Consider the following 23,924-nt stretch of genomic DNA (forward strand, 5'->3'; position numbering starts at 1 on the left):
CTGTAGTCTAATGTTGTGTTTTGTAACATGTTTTTTAGTTTTTTTAATGAAAAATAGAATAGTAAAAAAATAGAACAAACAATTTTATTTTAGTCAGTCGTCTATTTATTCATAATTAGAAAATGATTAGTTGCAATTGTGTATATCTAGTAAAACAATTTTAAGATGAGTTGTTTTCAAAATGGGAATAAATTTTCTTGTTCAAAGCGTAATTTATTCATAATCTAATCGAAAAACTATTTTTCTATTTGTATCTTAATGTTAGAAATTATAACATATGAAAAAAAGGATTACCAGTTTTTTTTATAGTGAACCAATTTTTTAGTGATTTTCAAAGAAATTACTACTATATGAAAGAAAGAGAGAATTAAACTTGAAAAAAGTAGCTAAAAAGTGGAGAATAGACTTATTGAAAAAAACGGAAAAGGTTTGATTAATTTGAGTAATTATGAAGCAATTGGTTTTATAGATTCAGGTGTTGGTGGATTGACGGTCATTAAAGAGGCATTGAAACAATTACCAAATGAACGTTTAATCTATTTAGGGGATACTGCTAGGTGTCCTTATGGTCCTAGGCCAGTAGAACAAATTGTTCAATTTACTTGGGAAATGACGAATTTTCTTCTAGAAAAAAAAATTAAAATGTTAGTTATAGCCTGTAATACTGCAACAGCTGTAGCTTTAGAAGAAATCAAAGCAAAATTAGATATACCTGTAGTGGGTGTGATATTACCAGGGACTCGGGCAGCTCTTAAAGCAACAAATAATAATCGGGTGGGTGTTATCGGCACAGTAGGAACAATTAAAAGTAGTGCTTATGAACGAGCATTAAAAGATAAAGTACCGGTTGTAAATGTATCAAGTCTAGCTTGTCCAAAATTTGTACCGATTGTAGAAAGTAACGAAACAAATTCATCTGTAGCAAAAAAAGTAGTTGCAGAAACACTCCAGCCGCTTAGATTAAAACATATTGATACTCTGATTTTAGGCTGTACTCATTATCCGTTACTACGCTCAGTTATTCAAAATGTCATGGGAAATACGGTAAAATTGATTGATTCGGGAGCTGAAACGGTAAGTGAAGTCAGTATGTTGTTGGATTATTTTAATATTGCTAATTCACCAGCCTTTAAAAATGAGCCCAATCAATTTTATACAACAGGCTCTTCAAAAATGTTTAAAGAAATTGCCGATGAATGGTTAGAAATAAAATCACTAGAAGTTCAGCATATTGAATTAGGGGAGAAAAAGAATGATTAGACACGACGGTAGATCAGGAAAAGAATTAAGAAAAATTACGATTGAAACAAATGTTTTCAAGCATCCAGAAGGATCAGTAGTTATGTCTTTTGGCGATACGAAAGTGATTTGTTCAGCTACAGTAGAAGAAAAAGTTCCCCATTTTTTAAGAGGCGAAGGAACTGGCTGGGTCACAGCAGAATACAGTATGTTGCCTAGAGCAACGAATACGAGAAATATTCGTGAAAGTGCAAAAGGAAAATTAACAGGACGTACAATGGAAATTCAACGTCTGATTGGTCGTTCTCTTAGAGCAGTGATAGATTTAGAAAAACTTGGTGAACGTAGTATTATAGTCGATTGCGATGTGATTCAGGCCGATGGAGGGACTAGAACGGCTAGTATTACAGGAGCTTTTGTTGCGGTAAAATTAGCTGTAGCAAAATTGTTACAAAAAGGAATTCTTTTAGAAGACCCAATAAAAGAACATTTAGCGGCCGTAAGCGCTGGAATTTTGCCTGATGGAAACTGTGTTTTAGATTTAGATTATACAGAAGATTCTGCGGCAGCGGTAGATATGAATGTCGTAATGACAGAATCTGGTAATTTTGTTGAAATTCAAGGAACAGGAGAAGAGTCAACTTTTTCTGGGGAAGAACTGAATGCGTTGCTTTTTTATGGAAAAACAGGAATTGAACATCTGATTGCCTACCAAAAAGAGGCCTTATTACCAACCATTGAACTGGAAAACAGTTCTCAAGCAATAGATGAAAAAAAAGTAATCGTTATAGCGACTCGCAATCAAGGGAAAGCCAAAGAATTTGCAGCAATTTTTAATGAAAAAGGATACCAAGTAAAAACTTTATTAGATTATCCTGATTTACCAGAAGTAGAAGAAACTGGGAAGACCTTTGAAGAAAATGCTCGTTTAAAAGCGGAGACTATTTCTGCTATTTTGAAGCAACCTGTTTTGGCAGATGATTCAGGTTTGATTGTTGATGCTCTAAATGGTATGCCAGGAATTTACTCCGCTCGTTTTGCAGGACAACCTAGCAATGATGCTTCAAATAATGCAAAATTGTTGCATGAATTGACAGGAATTCCACAAGAAAAGAGAACAGCAAGATTCCACTGTACTCTCGCATTTGCTGCACCTGATAAAGATAGTTTAGTTGTTGAAGACGAGTGGGAAGGTTTCGTTGGAACGATTCCAAGAGGAGAGAATGGGTTTGGCTACGATCCATTATTTATTGTTTCAGAGGAAGGAAAAACCGCTGCGGAGTTATCGGATGAGACGAAAAATAAACTAAGTCACAGAGGAAAAGCGGTTGCTAAATTGAAGCAAGAGTGGGAAGAATGGCTAAAAAAATAGGAGGTCAGTATGAAATATTTGGTAGTAAGTGATAATCACGGCGATCGTGAAATATTAGAAGACTTGGTAAATGAATACAAAGGCAAAGTTGACGCTATGTTTCATTGTGGGGATTCAGAATTAGATCCGACAGATGAGTTATGGAACGATTTGATTGTGGTAAAAGGAAATTGTGATTATTATGGCGAATTTCCTGAATCAATTGTAAAAAGAATAGGAAATGATACTATTTTTATGACACATGGGCATTTAGTTAACGTAAGATCGGGTTTGACGACTATTGCTTCAAAAGCGGCTGAGGTTGATGCTACTATTGTTTTGTTCGGTCATACGCATGAAATTGGTTGTGAAATGCACCAAAATACTCTTTTTTTGAACCCTGGAAGCATTCGCCAACCACGTGGACCTATTCAAATTAAATCTTATGCAATAATTGATAGTACTCCCGAATCTTATGATGTTCAATATTTTGATAGAGGTCATCAACCAGTTAAAGAACTACATTTCTTATTCAAGAAATAGAAAAAAATAAAAAAAAAGATTCGTTGAAAAAAATCAGTTTTTTGAACCTAGACTTAGCCGCATATAAAAACAAAGACCATTAGTGTTGTCTAAACAAGGTTAGACAATTCCGATTTTTTAACTAAAAAAGGGAAATTAGTTGGCACTACCAGCAGGTATTGTCAGTGAAAAAACGTAGTACTGCTCTGAGCCCAATGGTCTGGTCTCAGAGCTTTCAAGCTTCAAACTTAGGCTAAATAAATAGCAAGTCCAAGTCTTTCACATTGTCTTCTGGTTATGATTACTGGCACTAACTACTGGTAGTTCCCCTTGTTTGAGAACGGATTAAACTAGAGGAAGAAACGTTGTTTTGTCTCCTTAATAGGGTCAATACACCTGTTCTTTCATAGTATTATGAATATTAAAGAAGAACATACTTAGTTATCTGATAATAAGATAAATTTTTTAGGAATTGACATGTTATCTTTTTGAAATAAATAAAATTCAGTTATAATTAAATAAAGACATATGATTTTTCCTTAGGAAATATTCGCTGCGGCATGGTTCTCATGGGAAATTTTATATGTTTTTTTATTTTTCCAATAGATTAAACGATAGAGGTAAAAAGAAATACTACCTCTTAAGTTAGAAGTTCTTTAATGATGAAAATAATTATTTATAAAAAAATGGTGTATATTTTCAAAAAAAGAGAATAAGTATGAAACATTTTGCTCTCATTAGCAACTGTTATTTTTTTGCTTTGAAACAATATACATTATTTTTGCATAATGTGAAATACTCCATTTTTTCAATTCGAAAAAGGAGAGGAATCTAATCGATTATTTTTGTTAACCTAGAAGCAGAAAGGATAGGAGGAAATGAAATGAAGAGTCCATTAAATGTTTTTTCAGAAATCGGAAAGTTAAAAACCGTAATGTTGCATCGCCCAGGTAAAGAGTTAGAGAACTTGATGCCTGATTATCTGGAGCCACTTCTTTTTGATGATATTCCATTTTTAGAGCAAGCACAAAAAGAACATGACTTTTTTGCAGAAACATTACGAAAGAAAGGAGTAGAGGTTCTTTATTTAGAAGAATTGGCAGCGGTTTCTTTGACGGATGCTGATATAAAAAAACAGTTTATTCATGAGTATTTGAATGAGGCAGATATTAAAGAAGAAGGAGCTAAGCAATATTTGTTTGACATGTTATTTTCCATTGAAAAACCAAGAGAGTTGATTGATACAACCATGGCAGGGATTCAAAAATCTGAGTTACCAGAAATAGAAAAAAAGCATCTTTCAGATTTAGTTTCATCTGATTATCCGTTTATTATTGATCCAATGCCTAACTTGTACTTTACACGAGATCCTTTTGCCACAATTGGTCATGGTGTTTCATTGAACCGGATGTATTCCGTTACTCGCAGAAGAGAAACACTATATGGTAAGTATATTTTCAATCATCACCCAATGTTTAAAGATGCTGATATTCCAATGGTTTATAGTCGCAATGAAAACACTCGAATTGAAGGCGGCGACGAACTAATTCTTTCAAAAAAAGTAATTGCTGTAGGTATTTCGCAAAGAACAGATATTGTTTCTATTGAAAAGCTAGCAAGAAACATTTTTAAAGAAGAGTGGGGATTTGAGCATGTTTTAGCTTTTGATATCGGTCAGGAAAGAAAGTTCATGCATTTAGACACTGTCTTTACGATGGTGGATTATGACAAATTTACGATTCACCCAGAAATTGAAGGAGATTTAACTGTTTATTCGATTTCTAAGGGAACGAAGGACTTAGTTATTTCTAAAGAAACAGGTACTTTAGAGCATATTTTGTGTAAATACCTTGAATTAGACAGTGTTTCCTTAATTCGCTGTGGTGGAGGGAATATTACTGCTGCGGCTCGTGAACAATGGAACGATGGGTCCAACACGTTGGCCATTGCTCCTGGTGAAGTGGTTGTTTATGACCGAAATACGATTACGAACAAAAAACTGGAAGAAGCAGGAATAAAGCTAAATTATATACCGGGTAGTGAGCTTGTCCGTGGGCGTGGAGGTCCGCGCTGTATGAGCATGCCGTTTTATAGAGAAGATATTTAAATTTAAGGAGGGCAATATTATGACAAACTCAGTATTTCAAGGACGTAGCTTATTAGCTGAAAAAGATTTTACAAAAGAAGAATTAAACTATCTTATAGATTTTTCAATACACTTAAAGGACATGAAAAAAAGAGGAATTCCTCATCGCTATTTGGAGGGGAAAAACATTGCGTTGCTTTTTGAAAAAACATCTACTCGGACACGTTCTGCCTTTACCGTGGCATCCATTGACTTAGGGGCTCATCCTGAATTCCTAGGAAAAGATGATATCCAATTAGGAAAAAAAGAATCTGTAGAAGATACTGCTAAAGTGTTGGGAAGCATGTTTGATGGCATTGAATTTAGAGGGTTCAGCCAAGAAGTTGTGGAAGATTTAGCCAAATATTCTGGCGTTCCAATTTGGAATGGTTTAACCGATGAATGGCACCCAACACAGATGATTGCAGATTTTATGACCATCAAAGAAAATTTCAATACACTTGAGAATATTACCCTTGTTTATGTTGGCGATGGACGGAATAATATGGCAAATAGTTTATTGGTTACAGGTGCAATTTTGGGAGTGAATGTTCGCATTTGTGCACCTAAAGCTTTATTCCCTTCTGAAGAAGTAATCAACTATGCGAATGAATTTGCGGCTAAATCAGGCAGTCAATTAATGATTACTGATGATGTAGCAGAAGGGGTCAGAGGGGCCAATGTTCTGTATACAGATGTTTGGGTATCTATGGGAGAAGAAGATAAGTTTGAAGAACGAGTGAATCTTTTAAAACCATATCAAATCAATATGGATATGGTAAATAAAACAGGAAATACTGAAAATGGCAAATTAATTGTTTTACATTGCTTACCAGCTTTTCATGATGTAAAAACTGAGTATGGAAAAATGGTGGAAGAAAAATTTGGTATCACGGAAATGGAAATTACAGATGACGTTTTCCGAAGCCAATACGGTAGGCAATTTGAGGAAGCAGAAAATAGAATGCACTCTATTAAAGCAATTATGGCAGCTACGTTAGGGAATCTATTTATTCCTAAAGTATCGTAAATGCCAGCTTATTACATTGAGTTAATTTCTGCATACGTTACTTGAAGAAAGAAGGCTGCTTATGGAAAAGCAAAAAATTGTTGTTGCTTTAGGCGGTAATGCGATTTTATCGAAAGATGCAAGAGCCCAAGCTCAGCAGCAATCATTAAAAGAGACGGCTAAATATTTAGTCAAATTAATTCAAAAAGACTATCAATTGATTATCTCTCATGGAAATGGTCCTCAAGTAGGGAATCTTCTTTTGCAACAGCAATTGGCAAATACGAAAGAAAATCCTGCGATGCCTTTAGATACGTGTGTTGCAATGACACAGGGAAGTATTGGGTATTGGTTAGAAAATGCGTTAGTGAAAGAAATGAACAAAGTAGGTATTCGGAAAAATGTAGCGACGATTGTTACGCAAGTGATTGTAGCCAGAGAAGATCACGCGTTTCAACATCCAACTAAACCAATTGGTCCTTTTTTAACGGAAGAACAGGCACAAGAAGCGATAGAAAAGTCAGGCTCTACTTATGTTGAGGATGCTGGAAGAGGCTGGCGCAAGGTTGTTCCAAGTCCGTTGCCGATAGCTATTCAAGAGCAACAGGTCATTCAAACGTTAATAAATAATGAGATTATTCCTATCTGTGCTGGTGGTGGAGGTATTCCAGTTGTCGGTAAGGAACTAGATGGTGTTGAAGCGGTGATTGATAAAGATTTTGCCTCAGAAAAATTAGCGGAAGCGATAAATGCGGATTTGTTTGTTATTTTGACTGGTGTTGATGCCGTTTCTATTCATTTTGGCAAAGAAAATGAACAACAATTGAAGCAAGTTACGGTCAGTGAATTGGAACATTATAAAGAAGAAGGTCATTTTGCTCCTGGAAGCATGCTTCCAAAAATTGAAGCAGCAATTCAATACGTAAAAGCTAGACCAAAAAACAAAGCGATTATTACTTCGTTAGAAAAGTTAAGTGAATTTGGCGAAGGTTCAGTTGGCACAGAAATTATCTTTGATTAAGGGAGAATAAAAAGTAATGTTCTGTTGTAGTTTTAGTAGCAGAAGGCCATTGATACGTTGGAGGTGAAAAAATGACAGTAATCGACGCGAAAGAACCATTGAATGATCATATTTCCCGTACTTTATTAACGGATGAGGAATTTATGTTTATCCAAGAAAATATCTATTGTAGATCATATAAAAAAGGGCAAGTACTTTTTGATGTAGGCGACGAAAGAAACCGTATGTTCATCTTGAAAAAAGGGCTTGTGAAATTTGAGAGGATTGATTCTACTGGTAGCCTTTTTTATTTGAATTTTATTAAAGAAGAGGTCATATTTCCTTTGGCAGGTCTTTTTACCGACAAAAATTATTTTTCTTCAGCAATTGCTGCAACAGATATCGAAGTTTACTATTTATCAACGAAAATTTTTGAAAAAATTGTACAGGGAAATAAACAACTACTGCTCTTTTATTTTGAAGAGTTATCATCCGAATTGAAAAGACACATGCTCAAAATTGAAAGTTGTGTAACATCAAGTGCCTCAGTAAGAGTTAAAAATACATTAGCTATACTAATGCATGATATCGGGGAGAGGACCTATGGCAATCAAATTTTGGTGCCTTATCCTATTTCTATGAATGACATTTCTCATAGTAGTGGCACAACAAGAGAAACGACGAGTCATGTCATAAAAAAACTTGTCAAAAAAAAGAAAATTCAATATTTTCATAAAGAACTAACCTTTTTAGAACCAGATTATTTTTCTTTAGATTCTATGTAGGGTTTCCCTGTACTTTTTCTTATTTAAAATATCTGAAAAAAATAGAAAGGAAAAGGGAATGGGACAAATAAATTAATCTTTTCAGGTTTTTAGTGATGGAAGGAATAGTGAGAAAAAATGTTTGTTCATCAAAAAAGCGTAAGTATTAGACTCAAAAAATATAGCCTATTTAAATTGATAGTATGTAATGTGTGCATTAAAAAGAAGTTTGCTCGTTTATACAGTTGAATCAGTCGATAGGTAAAAAGTTATATGGATTGAGGAAATAGCTCGCTAATTTGCTACTAAGATTGAACTCATTTTTGTCTCAATCTCAGGAATAAAAATTGAAGAAAAAAGAGAAAAAATCATTGTCTTCCTTTAGCATCCTGTTTCTTATTATCATTGTATTAACAATTGTTTCTTGGTTACTTTCAGGTCAACAATTTTCACCAACGATTCCTGCCGGAGGAACAACAGCAGTGGATCAAGTCGTTGGTGCTAAGATTTCAGATTTAGTAATGTCCCCTTTTAACGGGTTTCGAGATGCGATTGATATTTGTGTATTTATTTTAGTTCTCGGTGGTTTTTTAAATATTGTGACTCAAACAGGTGCTTTGAAATCAGGTATCCATTCTGTCGTTAAAAAGCTAAAAGGGAACGAGCTGATTATTATTCCTATTTTGATGATTCTTTTTTCTATCGGGGGATCGACTTATGGAATGGCAGAAGAAACGTTACCCTTCTATGCTTTAATCATTGTTACTATGGTGGCTTCTGGTTTTGACTCGCTGGTTGCCGTTGGAATTGTTCTTTTAGGTTCGGGCTCCGGAGTGATTGGATCAACGGTAAATCCTTTTGCAACAGGTGTCGCAATGGATGCGTTAAAGAGCGTCAATGTCCAACCGAATACGGGGATCATTTTGATTGTCGGGCTAATTTTATGGCTAACAACGACTGCATTCTCTATTTTTTATGTTATGAAGTATGCTAAAAAGGTTAAATTAGATAAAGGTTCCACCCTCCTTTCTTTACAGGAACAAGAGGAGATGGAAAAGCATTTTTCGCAAGATGAAGATGAAACTACCCTATTTTCTAAAAAGCATAAAATGATTCTCAGTATTTTTGCTTTTTGTTTTTTAGTAATGGTGACGTCATTAATTCCTTGGGGCTCATTTAATGTGCACTTTTTTGATGGCTGGACGGCTTTTCTGACTGGAAATAGTTTTGGTGATTGGTATTTTGGCGATCTTGCCATGTGGTTTTTCTTAATGAGCCTGATTGTAGCAGTTGTCTATGGCTTCTCTGAAAAAGAAACAATCTCAATTTTTATTGATGGAGTCAAAGACATCTTATCGGTAGTTTTAATTATTGTAGTAGCTAGAGGAGCTTCAGTTTTGATGGCAACCACTCATTTAGATTTATTCATATTAGATAAATCAGCTACAGCATTGCAAGGGTTATCACCTGTGCTCTTCGTTATTGGTGCATACGCTCTTTATTTATTCCTATCTTTCCTAATTCCTTCAACCTCTGGATTAGCCTACGTTTCAATCCCTGTAATGGGAGGATTGGCACATAATATTGGGTTAAGCCCAGATGTGATGGTCATGATTTTTGTAGCAGGTTGTGGGCTTATCAATTTGATTACACCCACTTCTGGTGTCGTAATGGGGGGATTAGAAATTTCTAAAATCGAGTATGCTACTTGGATAAAATTTATGGTAAAACCAATCATTGCGATTGGGGCAATGAACTTATTGGTTTTAATCATTTCAATGTTGCTACTATCGTCTTAACTTGACTTCTTACCTCGAGGTGTACAAAATGAAAAAAGATGAACGACAAAGAATATTGAAACAACTAATCATCCAGAATGAAATTGAAACACAAGAAGAGTTGCTGGAGTTACTTAAAAAAAATGGAGTAAAAGCTACGCAATCAACGATTTCTAGAGATGCTTACGAATTAAAAATTGTTAAAACATACTTGGAAAATGGGAAAACAAAATATGTCATTTTGGCTTTTGATGAAGAACAGAACTATGAACATAAGTTGCGAGAATCATTGCAGGAAGCTTTCAAAAAGATGGAGCGAATCAAATTTATTTTATTGATTCATACAGAATACGATCGAGCAGATGTGATTACGAATTATCTGGATGATGTAGGATATGAAGAAATTGCTGGGACTGTTGCAGGAATAGATACGATATTAATTATCACTCGTTCCGAAAAAATGGCAAAAACGTTGGAAGAAAAAATTATAGATCTTGTGTACTAAAACTCCTTATGTAAAATGAATAAAAAAGTGCTCTTTTCTAATTTTGTAGAAAAGGGTACTTTTTATTTTTACAACAAATTAAGGATGACTCACAATGGAGAATTAGAAGAAAATTTGAATAAACAGTGAAAAAACGTTAATTTTTTCGTAATAGCGTTAAAAAAAATGATAAAACCAAGACTTCTGGAGCCGTTTTCGGTAGAATAGAGTAGTGAGGAAAAATAGAAATGGAGGCACTCCAATGATTGGAATGGCTGTAAAAGAACTATTGATAGAGAAACAAGAAACTTTTCTAATACCAGCAGAAAATGTAGCAAATGTGATGTACTTAAATCCATTAAGTCATGCGCTACTTGTGTTGTCTCAAGTAAAATATTCACGGATTCCTGTTCTAGATAAAGGGGATCGTTTTGTCGGCTTGATCAGCTTGTCCGATGTAGTAGATAAAATGTTTGATCTTACAAAAGTAGACTTAGAAAAGCTAAATGAGTTTACTGTTGCAGATGTTATGGAAGTGAATGTTCCTGTCATTAGAGAAGATTGGGAACTAGAGAACGTTCTCCATCTATTAGTCAATGCTTCGTTCGTTCCTGTAGTGGATGAAAAGCAACGCTTCAAAGGGATTATTACTCGCAAAGAACTATTAAAAGCTGTGAATCATATGGCTCATGAACTAGAAAAAAGAAACCTTGTTATACCAAAAACATCTGACAAAGAATCAGAAATGAAAGTGATTTGAAGGGAGTTAATTTATGAACGCAAATGAAATTATTAATTATATAGGAAATGCCCAAAAGAAAACACCCGTTAAGGTAACTTTAAAAGGTCGTTTGAAAGAAGTGGTTTTCCCTGAAACAATTAGAGCTTTTACGAATTGTAAAACAGGAACATTATTTGGCGAATGGGCAGATGTTAAAGACTTTTTAGAGATAAATCAAGATAAAATTATTGATTACGTTATTGAAAATGATGCGCGAAACTCGGCAATTCCAATGCTGGATATTAAAGAGATCAATGCAAGAATTGAGCCAGGCGCGATTATTAGAGATCAAGTCGAAATTGGAGACAATGCAGTTATTATGATGGGTGCGGTTATCAATATTGGTGCTGTAATCGGAGCTGGAACGATGGTTGATATGGGCGTGATTTTAGGCGGACGAGCAACTGTTGGAAAAAATTGTCATATTGGAGCAGGAACTGTTTTAGCAGGTGTGATTGAACCGCCTAGTGCTGAACCTGTCGTTATTGAAGACAACGTAATGATTGGCGCAAATGCTGTTGTTCTAGAAGGGGTTCGCGTAGGAGAAGGAGCCGTTGTTGCTGCAGGTGCAATCGTTGTAAACGATGTGGCGCCATATACGGTTGTGGCAGGTGTTCCAGCCAAAAAAATCAAAGATATTGATGAGAAGACTAAAGGTAAAACCAGTATGATGGAAGAATTGCGTAAATTGTAAAAGTTGATGGATGGAAGTAGGCTGAATGTTAGTATTTGGTCTACTTTTTTATGGATTAACTTAGTAAAGGTGGGGTAAAAATGATTCAAGATTGGAACGCAATGATTGAATTCTTAGCAGATCAAGAAGAGGTAGACAGAAGGTATGATTTAGCTATTTTAGCAGGAAATTGCTTGCCTTATCTGGCAGATGAAATGGCGAAAATATACCAAGAAAAAAGAGCAAAAAAGCTGATGCTAGTTGGGGGAATCGGTCATGCAACGAAGCACCTTAAGAGAAATTTTCAAGAAAGAGGATTCTCTTATGGAGACATTAGTGAAACACAAATGTATTTAGAGTATCTAGAAGAAAAATACGCTATTCCTAAAACCGTTTTTTTAACGGAACATCGCTCAACTAATTCAGGAGAGAATGCAGCCTTTTCTTTAAAGATAGTAAACGAAGCCAGAAGTTTGGGAAAAAAGGTATTACTTTTAGAAGACCCTATTTTGCAGAAACGAATTAAGGCGACATTTAAAAAAGAATGGGCTAAAACAAGCGCTGTATTTACGAATTATGTGCCGGCTATTCCCTACGTTAAAGAGGTTGATAGGGAGATTATTTTTGAAGATTCTCGATTTAATGGATTATGGGAAAAGGATTATTTCTTTTCATTAGTTCTGGGAGAAATGTTTCGGCTACAGGATAATGAAAGTGGTTATGGACCAAAAGGAACGGGCTATATCGATGAAGTAGTTATTCCTGAGTCTGTGAACAAGGCGTATGAAAGGGTAAGTGATGAATACAATTATTCGAATCAACGAAATTAGTGTTGAGAGAATCTTGGAGAATTTTTTTCTCTTCAAGATTCTCTCATTTGTGTTCGTGTTTTGACCAAATAAAAAAATAAGATGATTCAAGAGCAAAGAAGAGGTAGCTTGTTCTTTCAATTAAAAAAAGGCTACTAGGCACCAACTGCTAGTAGCTTTGCTTTTTCTTTGGAAGCAACCTTTTTTTGAAAACGGGTTAAACTAGAGGTGGCAACCTTATTTATATAACACTAGCGAATAAGTAGGTTATATAAAAAAGCTTTCTTTTAAGTCGATTTTTAAACAGTTCTTTTTTTACAGCTTTTTTTTAGTAAACAGAAAAGATTCATTATCAAGCACAAGCCGCCTTAGGAAGCACCTGTGAAGTTGTTTTCTCGCAAAGAACAGCTTATCAAGTATGAATGAGATATCAATTTTTTAATTGGGCAACAAAGATGAATCGGTGTTGTTGATTATAAATGAACCCTTTATTCCTTAGTTCTTCGTATAAATAAAGCAACTCAGAAAAATTGTTTTTAACAGAAAATTCAGGGAACTCCCAAGAAATCGTTCGCATATAATAAATTAAACCGTCCATATCAAAAAACTTTTGAGCAGGATAGTCTTCATTTGCATATAAAATAGTAAAGTGATTCATTTTAAGCTCTGATAGAACGGATGACAGGTGAAAATCAAATGGTTCTTTGTTGAAATGAGGAATCAGCTTTGAAGACAAGGTTAGACCATTCAAATCGCCAACTTGTTGGGAAATAAACCAACCATCCTTCTTTAGCACACGAGCAACTTCATTAACTGAAAAAGAGGCATGAGAGTTAACGATGATGTCAAAGTGATTATCTGGAAAATTCAAATAATCGTTTTCAGTGACAAATTGAACATCGATTCCTTTAGGTTTTAGCGTTTTTAAAAGTAGCTGATAATTTTTATCCCAGCCTTCAGTGACAGAAGTTTTGTGATAAGGATGACCAAAAGACTTTAACAGTTCTCCACCGCCAGTTCCTATATCAAGCAGATTCATATGAGGGTTTAAATAGCACTTCACTATGTTTTGATAGTTCCACGGTGTCTCTTCTTGCATATATTTGTTTTTCAAATAGGAAAAGTCCCATCCAATAAACGCTCGTTGCTTTTCCTCGCTTTTAAGCCATGCTTGCTTTAGTTTTTCTTTGTCCATTGCTATATCTCCTTAAATTTATTATTTTAAGTTTAGCGATATAGCCTTATTTGATAGGAAAAAAGTTTCCTCGATATAGAGCCTATCAATTCCAGCTATATCGAGTAGTTATCTCGTTTTATCATCATTTTCTTCATAATTCCTTTCGATTAAATTTTTGTTATTTGTACAATTGTTTGGGCATGCGTGTCTTCACTATGAATATTGTGATTTATTTGATAATTGAATTTTTCCGAAGTATACTGCTTTTCAAATGTTTCTTCAGCCATGTAGCTCTGAATTTCAGTTAAAGCGTCAGGACCATCAATCGCTAATAACAATTGTGTTAGAAACATATTATTCCCTCGATAAACGTACTTTGCAAAAGAGCCATCTTCAGCTAAAATTGCATCGATAGTTTCCTCTGTTAAGCTGTTTAATAAATGGACCGTATTTTCTTCCCCTGCATCGGTGGTTGCTTTAACTACTTTAAGCTCATCTGCAGGAACAAATTCTTTAGAGCCTGTATTATCTTGGCTAATTTTGCTGACTTCTTCTGGGATAGGAAGTTGAACAACAACTTCTTTTTGAACAGATTCCAACGTAGAGAACGTCTTAAGCTCTTCTTCAAGAGCAGATTTGCTTTTCTTTTTAGAACCACAACCAGCTAGAGTAAAAACTGATAATAAAATAGTACCCCATATAATGACTTTTTTCATTGTTTATCTCTCCATTTAATAAAGCATTAATGCTAATATTTTTAGTTGAATTTGATGATGTTTTGGTTGTTTAGAATCATTGAACTAGTGTAGAAAAGAGTAAGTATGGGCAAGTGAAAGGTGCCTATTTTCTACTATTTTATAATACCATATTCCTTTTTCTAAAACAGTATATTGAATGGCTTTCAGTAAAAAATGCTATTTCAGATTTTAGCAAAAAAGAGTCCTAGACAAAATGAATATAATTTTGTCTAAAGCTCTTTTTAACTTTTTTTTCAAATTTGCTAGTCAGAAAGCAAGCATAAATTTATATAACAAGTAATTCTACAAGTGCTAGAAGAATCATGCATACAGCGATAAAGCTACAAACAATAATATGTCGACGCTTATACATGACAAGAATCGCGATAAATTCTCTTAAAAACGCATTGGGTAAAAAGTAAAATGCCGTTTTTGCTCCAATTCCATCCGCTTTTAAATGGGCTTTTTTGGCAAAAAGACCACTTCTGAACAAGTGGAAGTTATTTGTTGTAAAAATAACGTTGGATGTTTCTTTGGGCATGGATTGCTCAATAATCTCTTTTGAATAAGTCATGTTTTCTAGCGTATTTCGTGAATTCGCTTCGACCAAAATATGTTCATCTGGAATTCCCTGTGCGAGCGCGTATTCTTTCATTGCTACACTTTCCGCTAAGTGCTCGTCATCTCCTCTGCCACCAGACATAATAATTTTAGGTGTTTTTAAGGTTACTCTTGACTGTGCTTTATAAAATTTGATGGCTCTCTGAATTCTATTTGCCAATAATGGGGACACTTTTTTTCCATCGATTAGGCCAGAACCTAAAACAATAATGAAATCTTGATTATATTTCGGTCGATTAAACTGGTAAAGAACGGAGATCGTTAAAAAGTTATAAAAAACAACAAAAAAGTAAAAGAGCAGAATTGGTAAGATACTAAACAAAGGCATCGCCCAAGAAGGCAAAATCCGAGCTGAAAAATGATTGATAACTAAGAAAATAGTTAAACCGATGGCTAATAACAGAGACAATAAATTCGCTAAAGAGTGACCTTCTTTTCGCAAGACGACAATAGCGTTCCAATAAAGAAAAATTAAAAGGGCATAGATACCTACTAATAGCAAGGCAACCATACCAACGGCTAAAATACCTAAAGTGACTGTAAGTAAGAGATTATTTGTTTCGAAACCAAGAATGGCTATATAGAGCATAAAACTAGCTAAGAAAATATTAAACAATAAACCATTAATCAACCGACGTTTTTCTCTAAAATAAAAGAAAGCGAAGACAGAAAAACTGATCGTTGGAATTAAAAAATAAGTGGTTTTCTGTTGCACATCAATGTAGAGAATATACAGTAAAAAGCAACCAAGCAACCAAGTTAGTTCATAAAATTTCCAATCCTTATGACTAACTTTTTTTCGCCAAACAGGGATCGCAAATACTCCCAATACATAGATACACAAAAATATAAAATCAATTAAAAACGTCATCCCAAAAACCCCTAACTTGTAATGTATCTTTAGTATAGCGAAAAGAGTGAAAAAAAAACAGTATAACTTCATTTTAAATGGTTTTAAAAATATTTATTTCAACTAAAAAAATAAAGCAGCTATAAAAGCTAGTCCAGTGACTATGAGAGAAATGATAGCTGGTTCGATATCAAAAAAGAGGCAGCCTGCCGAAAGCAACTTTGACTAACTATTTCTTATTTATGCTCCGATCTCATCACTCTCTAAGTACTAAAGCAATAAGGACTTGAAGGACTCGACAAAAATTCATTCCTAACTGGCGTCAAATGAGCTGTAAAAAAAGGAAAACTGCTTGTAGTTCTCCAATTACTTTTGAGACTGCCTCTGAGTTAATAGTTGATTATTCTCATTTTTTTGAACGGAACACTCTATCTTTTTTAGACATCAAAAAAGTGAGACAATAATCCGATTTACTTCTGGTTATTGTCTCACTTACTTAAACTTTTCGGCAGAAATCTCAATTCCCTTTTTTATATAGTTTGTTAAATGGTGTTTTACGAACGCCTAGCTAAAATGGAGGCTGTATTCCAGCTAATCCTATTTTTGAAAAGCTTTAATCGGAATTGTAATGAAAAAAGTCGTTCCATTTTCTGGCGAAGATTCTACTGAAAGATGCCATTCGTATTTTGATACGATAGAAGCAACGGCGAAAAGTCCTAGGCCGGTGCCTTCATCAGCAGATTTAGTGGTAAAGAATGGTTCAAATATTTTTGTTGATAGTTCTTCAGGGATACCAGGGCCATTATCAGAAATTTTTAGTGTAACATATTCAATTTCTTTATCGAGTCTTTGGGTTTGTTTTTTTAAAGACTTAGCAAGAGCCTCAGGATCTGGTTCTAGTCCTACAAATATTTTGCGGTTGTTTTCCATGCCTTCACTGGCTTGATAAGCATTCGTAATTAAGTTGTAAATTAAATTCTGTAAGTCAATTTCTTCCAATCTTGATTTACCGAGATTTTCTTGGATTGAAACAGTCAAATTTACTTTCTTTGGAATAATTCCATCGATTAGGTGAACGGCAACTATAATTGCGGCTGAAATATCAATCCATTCTTTCGTCGTCTCCTGAGTTTTTGAAAACCGTAAGACATTGGAAGATAATTTTTTTCCTTTTTGGGCAGACTTCAAAATTTCTTTAAGGTCATCTACTAATAAAGGATTTTCAGCGTACTCTTCTAAAAGGAGTTCGGCGTTGCCAATGATGGGAGTTAAGAAATTATTCATATCATGGACAATAGAAGTGGTTAGTAAGCCGACTGTCTCCATTTTATTTCGCTGATATAGTTCAAGTTCTAGTTTGTGTTGTAGATGCTGTTCTTTTTGAGTTTCAATTAAGCGTTTATTTTCTTCTTCAATTTGTTCTTTTTTTCTGAAGTTATTTATTAGTAAACTGAACATTAGTATTAACAAAAGTAGTAGTAACAGAAGACAGGAGAGGATCAGCACATAGTTGATGACCTCATCGTTACGTTCGTTATAGTCCGCATTAATTGCTATCACCCATCGGGCAGCTCCAATGGTTACCCATTCAAATGCGCTAATTTTTAATACTTCTGTAGGGGTATCTTCATCCCACCAATACGATTTATACGTTAATTTTCCAGACTGATGAGATAGCTGATATTTCTCTAAACGTTGTAAATCAGAATAATCAAAGTCTGGGTAGAGTTTCTTTCGATCATTTACGATCGTTAAGCCAATTTGTTTATCAACAGGGTGCATCACAACTTTCATCGATTCGTCTTTAACCATTGGATAGCCTTTATAGCCTAATTCAAAATCTTGTAAGACATTTTTATAGAATTCCTTTAGCTTTAAAGGCATAACTAAATAGCCATCAATTGTACCGTCTTGGCTTTTAATTTCTTGGTAAAAATTGATGAAGGCTTTATTTTCTATAAAGTAGGAAGCACCATTTTGATCACTAGATTGATGGAGTATTTGCTTCAAGGCGGAGTCTTTTTGGATAAAAGGAGTAACGGTTTCAGCATTTGAAATTGTAACGGATTTGTTGGCAGCCGTCCAATTAAAGGCGTAAAGAGGTTTTCCTGTAGCATCTAAGTATATAAGATAATCAACTTCATTTTTCAAAGAATCAAAAAATAATTGTAGTGATTCCGGATTATTCTTCAAATAAAGGTCAGGATTTTCTCTTTGATCTAAATCTTTGTTAATTGCTAAATAATTTAATGCTTGATGACGATTTTTCATAGAGAGTTGGATCACTTTTCCTACATACTGGACAGATTGTAATAAAAAATCTTGGCTACTGGCAGTGGTTGCTTTTCGAATGACCGAGAAGCCCCGTATGGAGAAAAAAACAGAGATAACGATAAATAGTACGGTTGCAGCAATCATGCTCTTTACTATTTTATTTGATTGTTTCATGTTGGCAAACCCCTTTGGAAAATCTGAACTTATAATAACAAATTCCAGTTGATATTTAAAGATAATTCCGCTATTGTATAGTTAGTGTGAAAGAATAATGGGGTGGAACAGGTTGCGTAATGAGAAAATATTAGTTGTAGACGACGATCCTGCAATTAGACGATTGATTTGGAAATCCCTTCAGTCGACAGGTCTGTTAATCTATCAAAGTGATTCAATTGAAAAAACATTGGAGATTATTGAAAGAGTAGATTTTCATTTGTTTCTACTAGATGTTAGCTTAGAGCATGAAAATGATGGTTTTCATTTGGCTCAGCTAATACGAGAGCAACAACCCTTGACGCCAATTCTTTTTGTTAGTGGGAAAAAAAGTGAACAAGATATTGTAACCGGTCTTGAATCTGGTGGCGATTATTATATATTAAAACCTTTCGTACCAAATGTTTTAAGGGCACAAGTTATTAACACTTTAAATCGTACAGAACAATTATTGACAAGTAGTTTGAAAAAAGAAGAGCAATTGATTGTAGAAGGAATTTTTTCTTTCGATAAAACGCAGTATAGATTTTGTAAACAGGACAAGATTGTTGATATGACCTCAAAAGAAATCATGATGATGCGCTTTTTTATGGAAAATCCTAATCAAGTATTTAGTAAGGAACAGATTTATGCAAATGTTTGGAGTGACGGCGAAATAGATAAAAATTTGATTACCGTTTACATCAATTATTTACGAAATAAAATAGAAGATAATCCTAAAAAACCAGTATTCTTGCAAACGATTTGGGGAATTGGCTACTCCTTTAATCCTGATGGTAGCGATAAGCTGGCATAACTATAAAGATGATACAAATAAACAGAGTCAACTCCATGATGAAAAATTAGGAGTTCACTCTGTTTTTATTCGTTCGTTTTTGAAATTTGATTGAATGAAATTTCATTAATCGGAACTGAAGAAGAGTGACTTAATTTTGCACCATAATTGTTTGTCATGAGTAAATTAGGAAACTAATTCTGCGTCACTACTAGCAGTTGTACCAGTGAAAACCGTGGAATCGCTCTGAGCCCAAAGGTCAGGTCTCAGAGCTTCCAAGCTTCAAACTTGGGCGAATATATTTTTGGAAAAGCCCAAGTAATTCACATTGGCTTCTGGACACGGTTACTAACACCAACTACTAGTAGTTCCGCTATTTTATTTACAATAAGTTATTTTCTTTGCGTTCTGCTCCACTTGATGAATTGAAAAATAAGCACTTTAAAAAGCGGAGGAAAATATACCCAAAGCCCCTTTAAAAGATAGTGATAGCAATGGAGTAGAGTTTACTAGATATCTCATTTCCTATAAGGAGTAAAATCGTTTAGCTTCATTTGGTATTTTTAAGACTCAGCAGAGTAGTAACTGTTTCCATTACATACTATTTAGAGAATTCCTTCTAGCTTACCTAAAAAGATACTTAGAGCAAGTAAATCTGCTGCGCCTCCTGGACTAAGATTTAAGGTAGTTAGTTTTTGATCTAACGAAGTCAGCGCTTCTTTTAGTTTATCCTTCCCACTATAGCTAATGGGTTCTTTCAAAATTTTTTCTGCTTCAGATTTCACATAATTCCAGCCAGTAATTCCACCACGATGAATCAAATTTGAATCTTCAATGAAGGACATAAGGAGTAGTAAAAGTTGTAGCAATTTGGTTTGTTTCTCTTCTGTTGTATGTTTTCTAAGGAAAGGTAAGGCTGTTTCTAAGAGAGTTGGATAGCCTGCCTCAGCTTCTCCTCTAATTCCGGTAATACCATGGATTTGATACAATTTCTCACCGTAAGTCAACTCTTTCTTTTCATCTAAATGTTGGAAATCTTCACGTACCAAATCGGCAGACATTTCTTTTACATAGGCGAAAATTTTACCCGTTGTTATTGTTGATAGGGGAAGGCTAAAGTTAGGTTCTTGCTGAATGATTTTTCCTAAGGCGCTTAAAAAGAGAGCAAAAGAGAAGTTCGCTCCTTTATGCGTATTAATTCCTTTTGTATCAATCAGCATTTCTTTTTCCCCTTGAAGTCCAATGAGTCGCACTTTTTGAAACAGAGACTTAGGCGATTCTTGATGGGTAAGACCGGCGAATACGTACTGGATAAAAAATGGTGTTAGTGAAACACTGCTATCAATAAACGTGTAGATATCCATGTCATGATGTGCTCCATTAGTGAGGGCATCAACTAAACCAGGCTTTGGAAAAAGGGTAGCTTCATATAATAATGATTGGATGGCTAGCTGCGCTGCTTTTTGCGCAATCATTTGTTTATCTTGAAGAGTCATTTAGCAAAACATCCATTTCTTTAATAACGAAGGATAAAGAATCATTTAAGTGCTCAGTAATTAGAGCTTCTATTTTTTCTTCATTTTGTTCCAACATCCCTTCGTAAATCGCCCAGTGTTCTACTAAGGCTTTATTTCGTCTTTCTTTTGAATGGATGGCGATATCACGAAAATAAATAACGTATTCTTGTAGTTTCATTACAATTGATTTTAAACGTAACATTTGACTTTTTTCATAAATAAATTCATTAAATTGGGAAAAACGAATCAGTACTTCTTCTATTTCATCCATCTCATTCAACTGTTCAGTTTCTTCTAAAAGGTTTTTTAAGTCTTCAAAATCTTCTTTTGTCATTTTTTGCATAGCCGTAATCGTGGCTAAAACATCTAGAGATTTGCGAATAGCATAGATTTCATGAGCATCATTTGTATTGATTCCTTTGACAATAATACCAATTCCAGGGACATGTTCAACCAAGTCTTCATCAACTAATTTCCTCAATGCGAAGCGGATGGGTGTCCGACTGATATTCATTCGTTCCGAGAATTCTTTTTCATTAATTCGTTCTCCAGCAGGTATTTGACCTAAGATAATTGTTTTGCGAAATGCTTCATAGACTAAAAATTTTAAAGGTTTGTTTACTGTTAAATCTAGGTTTTGACTAACGACTTCAGATATATTATTCATACTATTTGCTCCCAAAGTTGTATTTATTATAGTGAGATACTATTTATTGTTTGATGTAGATTGGCATATGACCCGTTAAAATAATTGTTACAATAAAAATCACGAAGATCCCTAGTGCCCATTTTGCCGATTCTTTTTGCCATTGCCCCATATCTAGACCTGTCAAGCGTAGTAATAAGTAGATAAAGGCTACTAGTGGACTTAATAAATGGAATGCTTGTCCCATTAATGAAGCAAGAGCCATCTGCATATCAGTGAATCCGTAAGAACGACCAGCTTCTGCTAGGACAGGTAAAACACCGAAATAGAAACCGTCATTTGAAATGAAGAAGGTACCAGGTGCTGAAATTAAGGCAATCACTAAGCCCCAGAAACCAGCTAATTGATTTGGAATGATTTTTGTAAAACTTTGAGCTAATGCATCCGCCATTCCTGTTCCTTGGAACAAGCCCATGAAGACACCAGCAGCAAAGACTAAAATAACCACTTGAACAGCATCACCGCCATTTGCTCCAATTCGAGAAGACTGATCTTTTAAGACTGGATAGTTGACGATTAAAGCAATCACAGTTCCTGTTAAGAATAAGAATAATGGTGGTAGACCTAACCCTACAAAGGAGTCTGTCACCAATAAACCAATCAGTAAAACAGTTAAGAATGCGTTGAATGCCCACATTTTAGGACGACGAATCGCTAATGTTTCTTCGTCAGTAATAATGGTCATTTCATCAATTTCTTCATCAGAAAGTTCTTTAATTCCTAAGCGAGCACGTTCTTTTCTACCCATGGAAGGAGCAACAATTACAATGACATATAGTAACGCAATAATCATTCCTGGAGCTAAATAAGCTAAAATTTCCGCACCGACGTTTAGAACACTCATTGCTCGTGCAGTAGGTCCGCCCCAAGGAAGTAAATTCATAATAGTGTTTTGCAAAATGATTAAAACAGCCAGATTCATTAGTTTCATATCTAGTTTTTTATAAATAGGAATGAAAGCTGAACAACAGATTAAGGTAGTTGTTGTTCCATCACCATTCAGTGAAACCGCTGCCGCAACAACTGCGGTTGCTACTAAAACTTTCATCGGATCGCCTTTAGCGATATGAATCATTTTTCTTGTAATCGGATCAAAAAGTCCTGCATCCAACATAATTGAAAAATAAAGAATAGCAAACAATAACATAATACCAGTATTAGAGGTTGTTTTAATTCCTTCTAAAACAAAATCCCCGATGGACCCTTTTTTTGCAACTCCCGAAAACATTGCAATAAATGCAAAAACTAAAGGAATTAAGACCAGTGCTGTAAAGGGTGACATTTTCTTTTTCATAATCACAAACATGAATATGACAATCATTGCATAAGATAAAACGGTTAATAACATCTTTTTCTCTCCTCTTATCTACCAAATTTGTCCTTTAAAATAACGAAATTCAAACTAAAATTCCACTAAAAAAGCGCTTTAAATTGAATCAACTAATGGAAATCTAGTGAAGAACTTTGTTATCTCCTGAACAAGACATAGTTTAAAACAACGAGAATGAATTAAATAGGTTGTAGTCAGAAAAAGAACATCAAAAAAACAGAGATGAGAGCGGTTTCTTAAAGAGATGTTAATAAGATGTTAATAAATTATTAAATGGCTATAAACCTTGATTTAACAGTGTTTATTCCTATTTTTATAAAAAGTACCTTGAAAGGAACAACGAAAGAACAGTTTAGAGGGTAAGAATTGATTTTTTTGCAAACGATTTTACCTATAATGAAATTATGAACAGAAGGGATGTGAACTCATGGGTCTATTTGAACGATTGCTTCATCCAAAGAAGGAAGCTAGAACATCAAAGCAAGCAGATGATTTTAATACAAAAGAAGAAGTTTCTCACTGGCAAAATATATTAGGATATATTCCAGCTAGTCTAGATGAACACCAACTGGTTTCGTTAATTACTGCTGCAATTGCAGCGGGAGAGCAATCGGAAAGCAGTTTTGTTTTAAAGGGTGTTTCAAAAAGAAATCCTGAGGCAGCGTTAGTAGCAGTGATTGCTTCAAGTATTGTTGCTGCGGATCAGCCGGAAAGTCAATTTGTTATCAAATCAATAAAAGAAAAAAATCTATAGGAGGAACAAATATGTTAAGGAAGTTTAATATCACAATTGATGGAAAAGAGTATTTAGTAGAAATGGAAGAAATAGGAGGAGTCGTTCCAAGCAATTCAGCGCTGTCCCATGTTGTTTCCGCACCTGTTACAGAAACAAATGAAAAAGTAGAAGTGACACCTGAACCAGTCTCAACAACTATTTCAAAAGCTGGCAATGATGCCATGACTTCACCTATGCCGGGAACAATCTTGAAAATTTTAGTTAATGATGGTGATGAAGTGAAGGAAAATCAACCATTGCTTATTTTAGAAGCGATGAAGATGGAAAATGAAGTGGTCGCAACCACTAATGGTAAAGTATCTGGCATTCATGTAGCACTAGGGCAAGTAGTAAACGCAGGAGATGCACTTATCACGATTGATTAATAACAATACAAAATAGAATATTTTAAGG

General features: G+C 34.6%; 22 protein-coding genes. 15 read left to right on the plus strand and 7 right to left on the minus strand.

What is annotated here, in order from left to right; all coding sequences use genetic code 11:
* The first annotated feature begins 432 nt into the window (after positions 1–432).
* The 12 genes from racE to BCR26_RS03330 all read left to right on the plus strand — a co-directional run bounded on the left by racE (position 433) and on the right by BCR26_RS03330 (position 12,556).
* Entirely contained in the window at positions 433–1,260 is an 828-nt protein-coding gene (gene racE, locus BCR26_RS03275; RefSeq protein ID WP_069697572.1) for a glutamate racemase, read from the plus strand.
* A complete protein-coding gene (rph, locus tag BCR26_RS03280) occupies positions 1,253–2,611 on the plus strand; it encodes a ribonuclease PH (RefSeq protein WP_069697542.1) in 1,359 nt (452 codons plus the stop codon). Before racE ends, rph begins: the two co-directional genes overlap by 8 nt.
* 9 nt (positions 2,612–2,620) lie before the next feature.
* Positions 2,621–3,133, plus strand: coding sequence for a metallophosphoesterase (locus BCR26_RS03285; RefSeq protein ID WP_069697543.1), 513 nt, complete (start codon positions 2,621–2,623; stop codon positions 3,131–3,133).
* Between the two features lie 862 nt (positions 3,134–3,995).
* Positions 3,996–5,219 carry an arginine deiminase gene (gene arcA, locus BCR26_RS03290; protein ID WP_069697544.1) on the plus strand — a complete coding sequence of 408 codons (1,224 nt, stop codon included), beginning with the start codon at positions 3,996–3,998 and terminating at the stop codon, positions 5,217–5,219.
* A 19-nt stretch (positions 5,220–5,238) separates the two neighbouring features.
* Complete coding sequence (gene argF, locus BCR26_RS03295) at positions 5,239–6,267, plus strand: ornithine carbamoyltransferase (protein WP_069697545.1); 1,029 nt, start codon at positions 5,239–5,241, stop codon at positions 6,265–6,267.
* A 61-nt stretch (positions 6,268–6,328) separates the two neighbouring features.
* Positions 6,329–7,267, plus strand: a complete 939-nt coding sequence (gene arcC / locus BCR26_RS03300; protein ID WP_069697546.1) for a carbamate kinase — start codon at positions 6,329–6,331, stop codon at positions 7,265–7,267.
* Between the two features lie 71 nt (positions 7,268–7,338).
* On the plus strand, positions 7,339–8,031 hold the full coding sequence (locus BCR26_RS03305; protein ID WP_069697547.1) for a Crp/Fnr family transcriptional regulator: 693 nt from the start codon (positions 7,339–7,341) through the stop codon (positions 8,029–8,031).
* A gap of 326 nt (positions 8,032–8,357) precedes the next feature.
* Entirely contained in the window at positions 8,358–9,809 is a 1,452-nt protein-coding gene (locus BCR26_RS03310; RefSeq protein WP_069697548.1) for a YfcC family protein, read from the plus strand.
* Positions 9,810–9,837: 28 nt separating this feature from the next.
* Positions 9,838–10,293 carry an arginine repressor gene (locus tag BCR26_RS03315; protein ID WP_069697549.1) on the plus strand — a complete coding sequence of 152 codons (456 nt, stop codon included), beginning with the start codon at positions 9,838–9,840 and terminating at the stop codon, positions 10,291–10,293.
* Between the two features lie 241 nt (positions 10,294–10,534).
* Positions 10,535–11,032 carry a cyclic-di-AMP-binding protein CbpB gene (cbpB, locus tag BCR26_RS03320; protein WP_069697550.1) on the plus strand — a complete coding sequence of 166 codons (498 nt, stop codon included), beginning with the start codon at positions 10,535–10,537 and terminating at the stop codon, positions 11,030–11,032.
* 13 nt (positions 11,033–11,045) lie between these two features.
* Positions 11,046–11,747, plus strand: coding sequence for a 2,3,4,5-tetrahydropyridine-2,6-dicarboxylate N-acetyltransferase (gene dapD, locus BCR26_RS03325; protein ID WP_069697551.1), 702 nt, complete (start codon positions 11,046–11,048; stop codon positions 11,745–11,747).
* Between the two features lie 80 nt (positions 11,748–11,827).
* A complete protein-coding gene (locus BCR26_RS03330) occupies positions 11,828–12,556 on the plus strand; it encodes a YdcF family protein (protein WP_069697552.1) in 729 nt (242 codons plus the stop codon).
* Between the two features lie 409 nt (positions 12,557–12,965).
* Here the strand turns inward: BCR26_RS03330 and BCR26_RS03335 are convergent, their stop codons facing one another.
* From BCR26_RS03335 to BCR26_RS03350, 4 genes are all read right to left on the minus strand, one after another.
* Positions 12,966–13,730 carry a class I SAM-dependent methyltransferase gene (locus tag BCR26_RS03335; RefSeq protein WP_069697553.1) on the minus strand — a complete coding sequence of 255 codons (765 nt, stop codon included), beginning with the start codon at positions 13,728–13,730 and terminating at the stop codon, positions 12,966–12,968.
* A gap of 149 nt (positions 13,731–13,879) precedes the next feature.
* Positions 13,880–14,428, minus strand: coding sequence for an LptM family lipoprotein (locus BCR26_RS03340; protein WP_069697554.1), 549 nt, complete (start codon positions 14,426–14,428; stop codon positions 13,880–13,882).
* A gap of 307 nt (positions 14,429–14,735) precedes the next feature.
* On the minus strand, positions 14,736–15,941 hold the full coding sequence (locus tag BCR26_RS03345) for a YdcF family protein (protein ID WP_069697555.1): 1,206 nt from the start codon (positions 15,939–15,941) through the stop codon (positions 14,736–14,738).
* A 576-nt stretch (positions 15,942–16,517) separates the two neighbouring features.
* Positions 16,518–18,368, minus strand: a complete 1,851-nt coding sequence (locus BCR26_RS03350) for an ATP-binding protein (RefSeq protein WP_069697556.1) — start codon at positions 18,366–18,368, stop codon at positions 16,518–16,520.
* A 112-nt stretch (positions 18,369–18,480) separates the two neighbouring features.
* Between BCR26_RS03350 and BCR26_RS03355 the strand changes: the two genes are divergently transcribed.
* Entirely contained in the window at positions 18,481–19,203 is a 723-nt protein-coding gene (locus BCR26_RS03355; protein ID WP_069697557.1) for a response regulator transcription factor, read from the plus strand.
* Positions 19,204–19,787: 584 nt separating this feature from the next.
* On the opposite strand, the gene citG is transcribed toward BCR26_RS03355, so the two are convergent.
* From citG to BCR26_RS03370, 3 genes are read right to left on the minus strand one after another with little or no spacing between them, the layout of a single operon-like run.
* The gene (citG, locus tag BCR26_RS03360) at positions 19,788–20,678 is read right to left on the minus strand and encodes a triphosphoribosyl-dephospho-CoA synthase CitG (RefSeq protein WP_069697558.1); all 891 of its coding nucleotides are present in this window, start codon (positions 20,676–20,678) and stop codon (positions 19,788–19,790) included.
* Positions 20,662–21,366: a GntR family transcriptional regulator gene (locus tag BCR26_RS03365; protein WP_069697559.1), complete on the minus strand. Its 705-nt coding sequence runs from the start codon at positions 21,364–21,366 to the stop codon at positions 20,662–20,664. The genes citG and BCR26_RS03365 overlap by 17 nt, the downstream gene beginning before the upstream one ends.
* Before the next feature lie 43 nt (positions 21,367–21,409).
* The gene (locus BCR26_RS03370; protein ID WP_069697560.1) at positions 21,410–22,753 is read right to left on the minus strand and encodes a CitMHS family transporter; all 1,344 of its coding nucleotides are present in this window, start codon (positions 22,751–22,753) and stop codon (positions 21,410–21,412) included.
* A 409-nt stretch (positions 22,754–23,162) separates the two neighbouring features.
* On the opposite strand from BCR26_RS03370, the gene BCR26_RS03375 reads away from it, so the two are divergent.
* Both BCR26_RS03375 and BCR26_RS03380 read left to right on the plus strand, forming a co-directional pair.
* Positions 23,163–23,489 carry a hypothetical protein gene (locus tag BCR26_RS03375; RefSeq protein WP_069697561.1) on the plus strand — a complete coding sequence of 109 codons (327 nt, stop codon included), beginning with the start codon at positions 23,163–23,165 and terminating at the stop codon, positions 23,487–23,489.
* 11 nt (positions 23,490–23,500) lie between these two features.
* Complete coding sequence (locus BCR26_RS03380; protein ID WP_069697562.1) at positions 23,501–23,896, plus strand: acetyl-CoA carboxylase biotin carboxyl carrier protein subunit; 396 nt, start codon at positions 23,501–23,503, stop codon at positions 23,894–23,896.
* Positions 23,897–23,924 lie beyond the last annotated feature (28 nt).

This window comes from Enterococcus rivorum, assembly GCF_001742285.1.
Taxonomy (GTDB): Bacteria; Bacillota; Bacilli; order Lactobacillales; family Enterococcaceae; genus Enterococcus_L; species Enterococcus_L rivorum.